This is a genomic window from Streptomyces sp. NPDC003038 (assembly GCF_040611115.1).
GTDB lineage: Bacteria > Actinomycetota > Actinomycetes > Streptomycetales > Streptomycetaceae > Streptomyces.
Window position 1 is genome coordinate 1 of sequence record NZ_JBEXNN010000063.1, and the last position, 13,703, is coordinate 13,703.

Below are 13,703 nucleotides of genomic sequence, written 5' to 3' on the forward strand. Positions count from 1 at the left end.
TCCAGGCCTTCGACATCGCCTTCGACGGACGCCTCACCAACAACCGAATCTGACCCACGAGACCACCCCAGTTACACCGAAAACTTTACAGACCCCTGCGTCGTCGTCGAGATGGTCCGCCTCGACGAAATCCCGCGCCACTGAGCGACAAGCCCACTCAGGTGGACCCGCCCAGCCCCAAGCCCGCCGAACTAGTGTGCAATTTACCCACGCATTCACCTGGAGGACATACGCCGCAGCCCCCGCAGCACCAGTATTCTCGGCTGAGCCATCAGCCAGCTCCTCGCCCCACCAACAACACCGCTTCAGGCTCACCTGAACGCCGGCCATACAGCGCTTTGTCCGGCCAGTCGGATACACGGGACTACGGCCCGCTGCTGCCGCACCTGCCCGAGCACTTGCGTATCAGCCTGGGCCTCTCGGACAGCACAGGCCAACTCCGCCTGGATGGGCCCACCCGTAGGAGAATTCGGTACCTAGCCGAACCGTCCGCAGCAGCTACCCTTCCCGAAAGTTGCGCACCATGCTGGCGCTTTAGCGCCGCCCCTCATCGGGCCGGGAAGGTGGATCTACTTTCGATTCACGGGAGGGCGGCACCCCTTTTTCCAGCCTCTGGCGTACGCCCCTCCACACCACGGGAAGTCCAACTCCACGCCGGGGCCGTCCTAAAAGACTGCCCGAGGGCCCACGCGCACCCAGCGGATCACACTCCACCCGGCTTTTCTGAAGAGTAATGAGTTTGTAAAAAACCGCCTCTGACCTGCCATTTCACAAACGCACAACCTAGGACACAACCTAGGACACAAGGAGGGACACAAGGAGGGACACAAGGACACAACCGGTCGAGCAAATACCTTGCCCTACGCCGGATCGAACCCCGCAAGGATCCGATCCAACCCCCGCCACCAGATACACATGCGCAGGAGGAGGGGCTCCCTGCGGCCAACTCAAGATACGGACACGTCGCTCGTCATCGCGCCTGCACCCAAGACAGTGACCCTCTCTGCTAGCGTGGCCCCGCCGCTTTGAAGGAAAAGCGGTTGTAACCCGCCACCGTTTGCGCTAACGCCGCACCTTGACTACCTGTCGCCTCGCGAGACAGCGGCCACAAGGCCGCAGCCTCCACGGCAGCCACAGTGACTGCTGTGGGGCTTCAGGACTCACCGCAAATTGAGACTCAAGGCAACGCAGCCACGCAGACGGCGAGCCACCTCCCCGGACGGCTCTGAGCGGCAGCCAGGTAGCAACTCGCCAACGCAGGAGCAGGTGCCAAACAGACATGACCAACCATCTCGCAACGGGAACCGAAGCTCAGTCCCGAGACAGTGCGGCTCAGGGGGCGCTAACTTCGTCCGCTCCACTGATCCCCACGCAGAGTCCCCATCCGCCGCTCACCCTCCCGGCTAACCTTCCCTCCGAGGTTGCCGACCTCGTCAAGAGTCTCCCGGAGCCCCTGCAGACGGCCGTCATCGCAGCCTTGAACACCCCCGACGGGGTTCGGCTGACGATGGGGAACGCCAAGGGCGGCGTCATGAAGACGACCCTGTCTGTCTATATCGCGCTGATCCTTGCGCTGACCGGGGAGCCCGTCCTCCTGGTAGACGCAGACGAGACAAACAAGACATGCCTCAAGTGGCAAGCGACCGCCGGTGACAACTGGCCGGGCCTTGTAACCGTGGTGGGCTACGCGGGCTCTGCCTCCGGCGCAACAATGCCCAAGTTCGTGAACGACCTGATGGCGCGCGGCTTCAAGCACCTGATCATCGACGTTGGCCCCACCGACAAGGGCGTCCTCAAGATGGCCTGGGGCCTCACCAAGAAGGGGATCGTTCCGACCCAGCAGTACGTGGGGGACGTCGTGCAGTTGACGACGACCTTCGCCCTCCTGGCAGAGATGGGGGAGCCTGTAGACCTCAAGGTGGTCCTGGCACGAACGTTTCCCAATCGCACTAGTTACGGCAGGGCCCAGGATTACGTACGCGGGCTCATTGGTGGCGCCAGCCCCGATCACCCAAATGGTCTACCGACCGTGACGCTCCTCGACGGGACCGTCCCGCACCTCGAAGGCATCGCTGAGACTTGGGGTGACATCCCTGACGACTTCGGTCATTTCGCCTCTGTTCTTGCCGAGGCACTTGGCGTTGACTCGACAGAAATTGCGTCCCGCATCAAGGCCGAGGACGACGCACACGCGGGGGTGCGATAGCTATGGCAGCCCGAAAGGCCAAGGCCGGCTCTGCCTTCGACAGGCTCAACAAGATGACGGCGTCGGGCTCGCTGGCTGGCCTCAACGCTGGTCCCGCGGCGACGGACTCAACCACCGATACCGTCACGGCCTCCTCAGCCCCGCCGGAGGCGTCATCGGCTGACCTCAACGAGGCAGTCGCCACCCCGCCCACCCCGGTCCAAGGCCCGGTCGCAGAAGTGATCGCACCTCGCGCCGAAGAACCCGCTGCCCCAATGGAACCGAAGCCCACACCGCCCACCGGCTTCGAAGACCGCGCAGCGGAGGCTTCGCTGCCGGAAGAAGCATGGGCGGAGACGGCAGAGGTAGCCCCACCGGCACCCGAACCCCTCCGGGTCTCCCCTCCGGGTGCAGCCTCGACCCACGTACTGCAGGGAAGCATCTCTGGCCGTCAGGGGGTGGACACTGACTCCGGGGGCAACGCTCACGTCCCTGCCCGCCGCAACGCTACTCCCAGCTTCACGCAGGGCAGCGGGCTGGGCCACGGACTCGCAGCCAACCTTCCGACTCCCCTGGCCGACAAGGTGCGAGATCTCCCAGTCGCCTATCGCGAACTGGCCTCGAGCTATCGAACCGCCAAAGACACGCGCACCGGGAAGACTCTGAAGCGCCGCAACATTCGGCTTCACACCTCTCTCGCCACCACTCTGAGAAGGCAGCTTGTTCACGACAAGCGCCTGCTCAGTATTCGCGACCTCGCCCCGAGCTACTACGTCGACGCAGCGCTGACGTTCATGCGAACCCTCCCCACGGCTCAGTTCATCGAGGCTGCAGACCAATTCCGTGATCGGCTCGTTGGCGCCGATGCGGGGTTCGAGGCTCCGAACCACTACAGCATCAGCAAAGAGAACGACGACTGGCTCGAGGAGATGAAGGACGAGTTGATGCTGGCCGGGACGAAGGGGCTCCACGGGCACATGATCAACGCCATCGTCGAGGCGTTCCTCACCCAGCTCAACCAGGAGCGGCCGGCGGAGGACTAGCCAACCAATAGCTCCAGCGCGGAGGCGGGCCCACTTTGGGCCCGCCTTCTGTCATTTCACAATTGCACAGCTTGGGACGCAAGGCGCGACGCAGGGACACAGCCCGCGACACGGCGCCCACGTACATCCCCTCGCCGACCCCGCCTCACACCCCTCTCAGCTGGCGTCGTCCCTGCTTCGGGCCCAGGCCAATTAACTCACCGCGCTGTTCCGGCAGATGAACGACCTGCAGTTACCTCTCCCGCACCGCAGGAGTCCTCTCTGTAAGAGGGTCGCGCACTTGACTGCCATTGATGGGCTGCTTCACCGTCGCGCCCGATGGTCAACGGAGCATGTCCTGGGGAACAAATTTCCGCAGACTCTCGCCAACCTGAAAGCACATAGCCGCTGACCTGCATGTTTCCCCGGCAGGACATCTAACCAACCCTCAGTTACGGCGTGTCGCGGCCCCGATAGTTGACTCTTCCGGTTGTGAGCACGTTTAGTTACACCAACGTTGATGCACGAGGGTCGTATGATTCGGCTTCGTAGGGTTGGAGAGGGCAGTAGGCCCTCACCTCGTGCCGATCTTGTTTGGAGGGGAACACGTGCCACGCAGGTCACCAGTGCGCGCCGACGGAACGATGTCTCAACGGACTGTCTCGTCGTGGTCTGGAGTCAGTGCCGGCACGCTGAAGAACCTCGCCCGCATCGATCTCCTCCCGCACGCCGACAAGCTGCAACCGCGTGATGTTGTTCTGGCGCAGGTGGGCTCCGCCCTGGGGGCCACCCGCTCGACAAATCGCGACACTCAGCAGGGTGTGCGCACGGAGACAGCAAACTCCCGAGATTGGGACGCCATCAAGGTCGTCCTGGAACTGCTCATCAAGGAGACCCCCGACAACCCCGTCTCGCCCCGGACCCGATTGGTCGCCTTCCCCGCACGAGTCGAGCTGATCGAGCACGACTACGAGCTGCTAGCCCTCAGTGAAGAAGCTCTCACCGCGGGCTGGGCATGGCAGGTTCTCCCGATCGGGGCCTGGCATGCCGATGTTTGCAAGCGCCTCAAAGAGGCCCAGTCGGCGCGTCTCCAGGATCCGCAGCTTTCCCTGGAGGTCTCTTCGATAGCCGCCTAAATACGGAACGGCACCCTGGTCTCTGCCGCAAACAGAGGGGGTGCCGTCCACAGAAAAGGCTAGGTAGCCCTTCTCGCCGCCCATGAGGTTACCAGCCCCCAGCCGAGACGTCTCCATGACCTGGAGCCTCGGCTAGACGTGTCTCTCCGACAGCACAGAACTGGTGCCCCATGAAACGATCTTCTGTCCCGCACGGACCAGGCTCGCGCTACTGCGGACGGCCGCACCCTCGGTCCACGCAACGTGACCTCCGGCCGTGTTGAGTCGCCGCGCAGTCTGACCTCTGCGTGTTCCCTCGTTGGGACTGATCCGCCTGGACGCGTCAACACGTCATGACCACTGGCCCCAGGTAGTCGGTCTCCATGCTCCGCCTGGTGGTAGCTGGGCGGTCGCCTAACTCGGTCTCGCGCATCGCCCTCTGAACTCATCGATCACCGGGCGTGGTCTCGCGCTGCCCTTCACGCTCCTCGTGCTCGGAGAACATCATCGTTACCGCACCGAGGGTTGGCCTTGTCGTGTCCTCATCAGCTATGGGGCCCGCTCGCCGCACCTCATTCGACGCGCCCAAGGGCCCTTCCACGCGCGCACCTCGCCGCTCGACCATTCACGGCAAAGCCAAGGTCGCGGCTGGCCCCGTGCCCCTGCTCGGCCCCGGTCTCCCTCTCCAGTTGGGGCGTTCGATGCGTACCCGCCTGCTGACCGCTGTGCGAGCCGTGTTGGCCGATCCTGCGCTGGCTGGTGCCCGAGATTCGGTGCTGCTGGCGGCGGTTGTGCTGCTCGCCAAGTCGCCGGCGTCTTCGCCCGCGGTTCTGACCCGGGCGCGGGAGTTGGCGCGCTGGTCTGGCTACTCAAAGTCATATGTTGATCACCATGTGCTGCCTGCACTCCGGGGTAGGGGTGTGGTGCTGTCTCGGCCGACAAAGGACGGGGAGGGGCAGGTCGATGGGCTGGAGCTGACCCTGACGGCGTTGGTCCGGGCGCGTGCCGAGGGGCCGGCCCATGCACTGTCGCTGTCGCAGCGGGAGCTGGCGACGCTGTTGCGTCTGGCTGAAGCGGTGTTCGGGCCGGGTTGGGCGCCTAAGGACGCTCCGGAGACGCCTCCGGGGTTGCTCGGCGGCCGGCAGGGGCCGGGGGCCGCTTCGGACCGCCTGGTGCTGCTGCTGCTGGTCCTGCTGGCTCGCCCGAACGGCCGGGTGGTGATGGCTCCGGGTTCGGTGGCGGCGGGTCATGGGCGGGCGGCGGCGACGGTCGCCCGGCAGCTGGGGTGTTCGCTGGAAGATGCTCAGCGGATCGTCGGCCGACTGGAGGCGGCCGGGCTGGTCGAGGTCCACGGTGAAGGGGCCAGGGAGCGCCTGGTTGTGCCGGCCGTCGCGTCGGCACACCGTGCCGCGTCTGCTGTCTCGTCGCCCGCAGGGCGCGTCGAGGCACCGTCGGCTGCGGAGGATGCTGGCTCGGCGTTCTACGGCTGTGTGCATTGCGAGCACTGTGCGGCTGGTTCCGACGATGGGGCGGGCGAGCTGTCGGGGGAGGGGTTTGTTCAGGACTCGTTCGACGACGTGCTGGGTGGGGTTCCGGCTGGTCCTGTCGGTGCACTCAGGGTTTGCTCGGACTTCGATGGGGCTGACGAGGCGCCTGAAGCCTATGGGGCGACTGGGGTTGAGCAGGATTCGGAAGCTGATTCGTGCGTCGGCGCTGGTGCACTCCTCCACACCGACCACCTTCCGGTGGTTACTGCTGATTCTTCGTCTGACCGTGATCTGGAGTGCTTTTCCGGCTCTGCCGTCTCTGGTTGCGGTCCACTGCCGGACCGCGCGCGGGCGGGCGAAGATGCCGCCGAGGTGACGTCGTCGGCTGCAGGCTCGTCTTCCGCTGGGCAAGGCCCGCTGCGCGGGGACAAGCCTCCTGCTGCTGATGTGGGAGTGGCTGCGGCTGGCAGGCCTGCGTGGCTGTGGGCGCAGGGCTCTGCTGCTGTGCCGCGGGACCTGGGAGTGGTGCTGGAACCGGTCGGGTCGCTGTGGGCGCGGTTGGTGAAGCCCGGGACGCAGCGGTGGCTTGCTGGTCTGGTCCGCGGCGAGCTGGACCGGGTTGGTGATCTGGTTGGCCGTGATCGGGCTGTGCGGGTGCTGGCCGGTCGTCTGAAGCGGCGCATGGGGGAGTTGTTCGGTGCCCCGGTGACCGATGCTGTGGCGTGGATGGTGGGCCGGGGCCTGCCGCAGCGCCCGGGGTGCTGGTCGGTGCTGTGCGACGACGGTCATCGGATGAACACCGGTCTGGCCTGTGACAGCTGCGAGGCCGTGGTCGGTGACCGGCGTGAGCTTCGGGCCCGGATCCGCTCTGAGGTGGCTGGGGAACTGGCGGGGTTGGGTCCGAGGGAGCGGCGGGCGGAGGTGGAGCGCCGGCTGAACCTCGGCGTTCAGCGCCAGGCGGCAATGGACCTGATCCGGCGGGAGCGAAGCGCTGCCGAGAGGGCGCTGCGCCTGGAGGCCGTGGAGCGCCGTCGCGCTGAGCTCGCGGCTCAGGAGGCAGAGCGTGCCAGCCGGGCGTGCGCGGACTGCGGGGTCGCAGAGGCTGGCGGATTGTGCCTGGGCTGCACTGCGGCCCGCGGTTTGGCCGAGGAGGTGCGCAGGGCGGTCGCGGTGGCGGTCGCGATGCGGGCCGACCTCACCGACCACCAAGCCGTACGGGAGCTGTCCGCTCGGATCGAGGCGGACACGGTGGCCAGTGCGGCGGCGGCAGCCGACGCCGCGAGCGTCGATGACCCAGCCGTTCGGGCCTTCGCCCGGCTTTCCGCGGTGCGCCAGATCCTGGCGCACCGCACGGGGCGGGCCCTGTACCGGCTGGAGCGCGGGTCTGTTGCCGACGCCGCGGCCAAGCAGGCCGGCTGGACCACCCGGCGGCGGGCGTCCCAGTACGCGAGCGCCGTCGACCTGCTGGAAGCGGTGACCAAGGCGGAGGCCAAAGCCCGGGCGGAAGCGGCCAGGGAGCTGCTGGGCGATCTCCTGGCGGACGTGGAGCGGGCACGGCCCCGAGATGCCGGCCAGCCACCGACCGACTGGGCCGCGGCGCTGTCCGACCTCGCGGAACGGCCCCTGCCCGACGAGGAGATTGCCGTCAGCGCCGGCTCCGTGGGCGTACTGGTGAGGGCGGCGTGAACGGGCGCGGGGTCCGGCGCCGCAGAAGCGGGCTGGTGTACGTCGTGCCGCAGCAGGAGCCGTCGGCGAGGCTGCGAGCATGGGTGGAGGCGCTTCCCGGTCTGTCGGCGCATGCCCGCCGACTGCTGCTGGAGGGCGACACCGAGCGCCGGTACGGCGGCCGCAACGAGGGCGAGGCGGGATTCCGGGTGACTGCCGCACTCGCGGTGATGTTCTCCCAACCCGGCCGGGCCTTCTCCCAAACCGATTTCCATGCGGCGTTGGTGCTGCGGCCAACAGCGGGTGAAACCTGGGCCAGAGGGCTGCGGGCCCGCAAGGGCGAGCGTTACCTCGAGGGCAAGCTCGCCGAGATGCTCGACAAGGCCCGCGCGTTCTGCGCGGCCTCGCCGCCGCTCACGAACCGTGCTGATGCCGGCCTCGAGATCGCGCGGCCCGGCGGGCTGTTGAGCGGCACACGTGGCGGGGAAGGGCTGCCGGTGCGGACGAGAAGAACTTGGTCGCCCGGCTCCGGCTGGCCGAGAAGGCCGGTGGGCTCGTTCACCAGGTCTCGGTCCGTCAGCTCGCCGAGCTCATGGGGTGCGCCCGCTCCACCGTGGAGGCCTCCAACTCCCGTCTCACGGAGCAGGGCTGGCTTGGGATGTTCGACGCTGCCGGGGGCCGGGGAGAGGGCTTTGCCTGGAAACTTCTCGTCCCCGAAAGCGCCAGTGACCAATGTGCGGCGCCGGGACAGTTCCCACCTGCAGGGGAGGGGGGCAGGAAGTGTCCCGGAAACGCTCGGCCGCCGGCACGTGACAGCCGGGCGCTGCACCGGGTCATGGCTCATGACGCCTTCCACGCCCGCGCCCACGGCACGTCCGCAGCCCGGCTGCTGTCCTGTCTCACGGCCCTGGATGGAGCCAGCACGGCGGACCTTGCCGAAGCAACCGGTCTCCACCGCACGACCGTACGTCGGCGCCTTCGTGCCCTCCTCGACGACCTCGTAGAAGCGGTCGACGACCTGTACTACCTGCCGCGCCGCCTCGAATCTGGCGCCAGCCTAGTAGGGCTTGGTCAGGTTGGTGTTGGCGGTGCGTGTCCTGTGGGTCCAGTGTGTCGTTGATGACGTGTGACGCCGGAGGAAATTGGATCTGTGCGGGGCGAGTTGGAGGACTTCGCGGCAGAAGTCTTCGAGCCGTTCGCGCGTAACGATCAGCGTCGGTGGGGGCAGGTCTACCTGCGGGGCCTGCTCACCGACGGGCAGCGCAAGTCGGTCGAGCCGATGGCCGCCCGGCTGGGTGAGGACGGGAACCGGCAGGCGCTGGCCCACTTCATCACCACCAGCCCGTGGGATCCGGCGCATGTGCGGGCCCGGCTGGCCTGGAGAATGGAAGCGGCCATCCGGCCGACGGCGCTGATCTTCGACGACACCGGGTTCCTCAAGGACGGGAACGCCTCGGCGTGTGTGTCGCGGCAGTACACCGGCACCGCGGGCAAGGTCACCAACTGCCAGGGCGGCGTCTCGCTGCACCTGGCCTCCGATCACGCCTCGGCGGCGGTCGACTGGCGCCTGTTCCTGCCCGAGACCTGGGCGCCCGGGTCCGTGAAGGCGGATCCGGACAAAGTCACCCGCCGCACTGCCTGCGGCATTCCCGACGACATCGGGCACGTGGAGAAATGGCAGCTCGCACTCGACATGCTCGATGAGACCCGCTCGTGGGGGATCGAGGTGCCGCTGGCCGTCGCGGACGCCGGATACGGCGATGCGGCGGCATTCCGCCTCGGCCTGCAGGCCCGAGGCCTCAACTACGTGGTGGGGATCTCCACCACCATGTCGGCCCAGCCCGGCGAAGCCGTGCCAGTGGCCGAACCGTACTCCGGGACCGGACGCCCACCGGTGGCGAAGTATCCCGACCCGCCGCAATCAGTGAGCTTGTTCAGTGTGGCCACCGATCGGGTGACACGACTCCCGTATATACGCAGGTTACAGGTGCCTCAAGCGCTTCCCTGAAGCTCAAGTTGAACAAGCTCAGTGAAACAGCTGGTCACGGCAGTCGGCCGAAAGGCAGCGAAGCCGGTGCAATGGCGTGAGGGCTCCCGGCCCGGCACCGGCCGCAGCGGCCTCAAGCGGATGTACTCGCGGTTTATGGCCCTGCGGATCCGTCCTGCCGGACGCGAGATCCGGCAGGCGGTCGAGGGCCCGGAACTGCCCGTGTGCTGGCTGCTGGCTGAATGGCCCGCCACCGAGAAGGAGCCGGTGCAGTTCTGGCTCTCCGACCTGCCCGCAGACACCCCGCTGACCACCCTGGTCCGGCTCGCCAAGCTCCGCTGGCGCATCGAGCACGACTACCGCGAGATGAAACAGGCTCTGGGCCTGGCCCACTTCGAGGGCCGGACATGGACCGGCTGGCACCATCACGTCACCCTCGTCTCCGTCGCCCACGCCTTCTGCACCCTGCAAAGACTGGCCAGAGCCCCAAAAGACACGGCGCCGGCCTGAGCCTCTACCAAGTCGTCCGCGAGCTACAGACCCTCCTCGCGGCATGGACCGGCGCATGCCCCACCTGTCACCGCGACATGCCAGCACTCACACCAACCTGACCAAGCCCTACTAGGCAGTGTCTGATGGCTCTTTGACGAGGTCACGGAGCCAGATGACGATGGCTGCGGTGGTCAGGGTGCCGTGGAAGATGTAGTCGCGTTTGTCGTACCGAGTGGCGACGGCCCGGTGCTGCTTCAGTTTGCCGATGGAGCGTTCGACGGTGTTGCGTTGGCGGTACTGCTCGCGGTCGAAGGACGGTGGGCGGCCGCCGGTCCGGCCGAGAGGGCGGCGGTTGGCGCGTTGGTCGTCCGGCTGGGCGATCGTTGGTTTGATGCCGCGTTTGCGCAGGTAGTCGCGGTGGGCGTGGCTGGAGTAGGTCTTGTCGCCGCGGGCCCGGTCCGGTCGGGTGCGGGGACGTCCGGTTCCGGTGCGGGCCACGTTCAGGGCTTGCATGAGGGGGATGAACATCGGGCTGTCTCCGTGCTGGCCGGGCGAGGTCAGCCAGACCAGGGGCCGGCAGCGGTCGTCGGCCAGCAGGTGGACCTTGCTGGTCTTGTGTCCTGAACACGAAAGGGAGTTGGTTGTAGGGCCACTTCTGGAAGTGGTGCTGTGCGAAAGATGAAGGTTTTGGCCCTTCGGAGTCGCCCTGCGGGGGGAGGCTTCAAACCGCCTCATGCTGCGTTGGCTGAAGACCGTCGTGGTGAGCGATGAGGGAAAGGCGTCGTAAGAGGCGTCAGGTGGGGACCGGAAAGGCGAACGCAAGTGAATCGCTGCTGACGTGTCGAAAAAGGTAAAGGCGGCATCGAAACCGGGGTGTGACCAGAATCCCGGGATGAGTCTGGCGGGTGCCCGTTTATTGGCCAGGTGGTGTCCGGCATGTAGGCGACGCGAGTCCGGTCTGCGGCTTTCGCATGGAACAGGAGAAGGCAGGTCCCGATACCGCCCGACGGGTAGTGGGTGATAGGGAGCACCCCGAACAGCAGAAACTGTGAGGGGCCGAGTACCGACGCGGGGCCTGCTGGCGGACCGGTCCGTAGTAGTGATGAACCCTCTGTAACGGAGGTGGAGCGAAGGGCCCGGGTCGTTCGTGACTGAGTTGATCGCATCAACCGGACAGTGTCCGGGAGGAGTTCGGTGAGCCAGTTGAAGTCTCAGATCAAGCCATTTGATATTTCGAAGTGGGAAGTCAAGGAGGCGTGGGAGGAAGTCAGAGCGAACAGAGGCGCACCCGGCGTGGATGGCCAGAGCATCGACGAGTTCGAGAAGGACCTGAAGGGCAACCTTTACAAGGTCTGGAACCGGATGTCATCGGGCTCCTACTTCCCGCCCGCGGTGCGTGCGGTCGCCATTCCCAAGTCGCACGGAAGTGGAACGAGAATGCTAGGCATTCCCGCAGTCTCCGACCGCGTGGCTCAGACTGTCGTGGCACGTCATCTGATGCGAAGGGTGGAGCCTGTATTCCACCCCGACAGCTTTGGATACCGGCCGGGACGGTCCGCTCTGGATGCAGTAGGGAAATGCCGGGAACGCTGTTGGAAACGGGACTGGGTGGTGGAGTTCGACATCGCCAAGTTCTTCGACAGTGTGCCCTGGGACCTGCTGGTCAAGGCGGTGGAAGCGCACACCGACGCCGTCTGGGTGAATTTGTATGTGCGGCGGTGGCTCCAGGCTCCGCTCGCCATGCCCGACGGCTCTCTGCTGGAACGGGAGTGCGGAACCCCGCAAGGGGCACCGGTCTCTCCCGTGCTGGCGAACCTGTTCCTGCACTATGCGTTCGACACCTGGATGTCCCGGGAATTCCCGAACATCTGGTTCGAACGGTATGCGGATGATGCGGTGCTGCACTGTGTCACCGAGCGCCAGGCCCAGAAGGTACTGGCCGCGCTCAAGGACAGGATGGCCGAGGTCGGGCTGCATCTGCACCCGGCCAAGACCCGGATCGTGTACTGCAAGGACGGCCGACGCCAGGGCTCATTCGAGCACGCGGCGTTCACCTTCCTCGGCTACACATTCCGAGCCAGGCAGAACCGGGACCGATACGGCAAATCGTTCCAGTCGTTCGATCCGGCTGTCAGCAGCGACGCCGTGAAGAAGATGGGACGGGAAGTCCGGTCCTGGCACTTGCACACCCGCTCCAGCTGTCCTTCCGGGAGCTTGCCCGCAGGATCAACCCTGTCGTGGCCGGCTGGATCAACTACTACGGCCGGTTCAGGCCGTGGGAACTGAACCCCTTCTTGATGCGCATCAATGCCTACCTGGTGCGCTGGATCCGCCAGAAGTACAAACGGCTCGCGGCTGAACGGAAAGCCATCGCGAAAATGCAGGAGATCGCCCGGCGATACCTTCGCATGTTCGCCCATTGGCGCCATACCGTCGCTGCCGTGATGACCTGACGAACAGAACGACAAGAGCCGTGTAACGGGAGACTGTTACGCACGGATCTGTGAGAGCCGGGAGGTGAGATCCCTCCCGGCTACTCGGCAGCCCGCCTCGGGAGCGTCCCAGGGCCTCACGGCCCTCTTCGTCCACACGTGTGCCGCCCCTTTTTCGGGGTGGTCGTCCGGGGGAGCGTGCCGGGCTCCGGCCGCGTGGTGGTGGGCCCTGCAGGTGGTGGAGTCGGCGTTGACCGCCCACGAGCCGTCCGCGTCCTGGGCGGTTGTGTCGGCACCGGCCTGCAAAGTGCGCAGGATCCTCGACCAGGTGCCGTCGGCCGACCAGCGGCGGTGGGGTTCATAGACGGTCTGCCAGGTTCCGTAGCGTTCGGGCAGGTCACGCCAGGGGATGCCGGTCCGGGTCCGGTAGAGAACGCCGTTGATCACGGTGCGGTGGTCGGCCCACCGTCCACCCGGCCCGCCGGTTTCGGGAAGCAGCGGGGCTATACGCTGCCACTGAGCATTCGTCAGTTCATGCCGCCGCACCATGACGGACTCTTGCCCGGAACGGCAACAGATCCACCACCCGGGCAAGAGCCATCAGACACTGCCTAGCCCCCTGACCAACGGCAGCTCAAGCAGATTGCCCGGGAACGCGGAACGGACGGCCTTGGTGAAGCCCGCCGACAGCGGCACCAGGCGCAACGCAAGGCCTGGCAGCGGTGGCTGGCCGAGCAGTCCGCCCGGATCCGAGAGAATCGGCGACCCCACCGGCCGCCCGTACGCCTCGTCCCCGAAGGTGTCGTCGACTTCGCTACCGGTGAGCTGGACCCGGCCTGGTACGGATGGGACGTCTCCGATCCGTACTGGCCGATTCCACGAGACGACCTGCGGCTGCCTGACTCCTGGCCGGCCGCGCACCAGGCGGCGTGATCGTCCCGATAGGCCGGGACGCAGGAACAATGGCAGGCAGCACCCCGTCGATCCCAGCAGGAGTCATGGCGCGCCCGACCTGGTCCCTCACCACCGAAGTCCTCGCCGACCGGTGCGCAGCCGCCGCTGCTGCCGCGGACCGTGTACGTGCCGCCAAGGAGCACCTCGCGCAGATCCGTCCGGCTGGCATTGTCAGGTTGTTGGCTGGGGTGGGATGATCTTGGGGTTGGGGGTGTTCGGGAGAGGAGCCGGTTGTGTCGGATGTGGCGCCGTCGTACAAGAATCACCGGTACCCGGTGGAGGTCATCTCGCACTGCGTGTGGCTGTACTTCCGCTTCCTCCTCAGCTACCGCGAAGTCGAGGAGCTGATGACCGAACGCGGTGT

8 protein-coding genes and 3 pseudogenes are annotated in these 13,703 nt (G+C 66.4%); 9 read left to right on the plus strand and 2 right to left on the minus strand.

All coding sequences use genetic code 11. From position 1 onward, the window contains the following. Positions 1-1,279 precede the first annotated feature (1,279 nt). The 6 genes and pseudogenes from ABZX75_RS33155 to ABZX75_RS33180 all read left to right on the plus strand — a co-directional run bounded on the left by ABZX75_RS33155 (position 1,280) and on the right by ABZX75_RS33180 (position 9,971). Positions 1,280-2,206, plus strand: coding sequence for an AAA family ATPase (locus ABZX75_RS33155; RefSeq protein WP_355417603.1), 927 nt, complete (start codon positions 1,280-1,282; stop codon positions 2,204-2,206). 2 nt (positions 2,207-2,208) lie between these two features. After that, positions 2,209-3,228: a hypothetical protein gene (locus ABZX75_RS33160; protein WP_355417606.1), complete on the plus strand. Its 1,020-nt coding sequence runs from the start codon at positions 2,209-2,211 to the stop codon at positions 3,226-3,228. A 605-nt stretch (positions 3,229-3,833) separates the two neighbouring features. After that, complete coding sequence (locus ABZX75_RS33165) at positions 3,834-4,343, plus strand: hypothetical protein (RefSeq protein WP_355417609.1); 510 nt, start codon at positions 3,834-3,836, stop codon at positions 4,341-4,343. A gap of 680 nt (positions 4,344-5,023) precedes the next feature. Continuing rightward, positions 5,024-7,495 carry a hypothetical protein gene (locus tag ABZX75_RS33170; RefSeq protein ID WP_355417612.1) on the plus strand — a complete coding sequence of 824 codons (2,472 nt, stop codon included), beginning with the start codon at positions 5,024-5,026 and terminating at the stop codon, positions 7,493-7,495. 814 nt (positions 7,496-8,309) lie between these two features. Beyond that, the gene (locus ABZX75_RS33175; RefSeq protein WP_355417624.1) at positions 8,310-8,594 is read left to right on the plus strand and encodes a winged helix-turn-helix domain-containing protein; all 285 of its coding nucleotides are present in this window, start codon (positions 8,310-8,312) and stop codon (positions 8,592-8,594) included. Positions 8,595-8,600: 6 nt separating this feature from the next. Beyond that, a pseudogene (locus ABZX75_RS33180) lies at positions 8,601-9,971 on the plus strand (IS701 family transposase). Between the two features lie 111 nt (positions 9,972-10,082). On the opposite strand, the gene ABZX75_RS33185 reads toward ABZX75_RS33180, so the two are convergent. Beyond that, a complete protein-coding gene (locus ABZX75_RS33185) occupies positions 10,083-10,688 on the minus strand; it encodes a transposase (protein WP_355417615.1) in 606 nt (201 codons plus the stop codon). A 459-nt stretch (positions 10,689-11,147) separates the two neighbouring features. Between ABZX75_RS33185 and ltrA the strand changes: the two genes are divergently transcribed. Together ltrA and ABZX75_RS33195 are read left to right on the plus strand one after the other, a co-directional pair. Further along, positions 11,148-12,239, plus strand: coding sequence for a group II intron reverse transcriptase/maturase (ltrA, locus tag ABZX75_RS33190; RefSeq protein ID WP_355417618.1), 1,092 nt, complete (start codon positions 11,148-11,150; stop codon positions 12,237-12,239). Continuing rightward, a complete protein-coding gene (locus ABZX75_RS33195) occupies positions 12,191-12,406 on the plus strand; it encodes a group II intron maturase-specific domain-containing protein (protein WP_355417621.1) in 216 nt (71 codons plus the stop codon). Before ltrA ends, ABZX75_RS33195 begins: the two co-directional genes overlap by 49 nt. Before the next feature lie 183 nt (positions 12,407-12,589). Here the strand turns inward: ABZX75_RS33195 and ABZX75_RS33200 are convergent. Next, a pseudogene (locus ABZX75_RS33200) lies at positions 12,590-12,934 on the minus strand (IS5 family transposase); the annotation flags it as partial. Between the two features lie 647 nt (positions 12,935-13,581). Between ABZX75_RS33200 and ABZX75_RS33205 the strand changes: the two are divergent. Then, a pseudogene (locus tag ABZX75_RS33205) lies at positions 13,582-13,703 on the plus strand (IS6 family transposase); the annotation flags it as partial.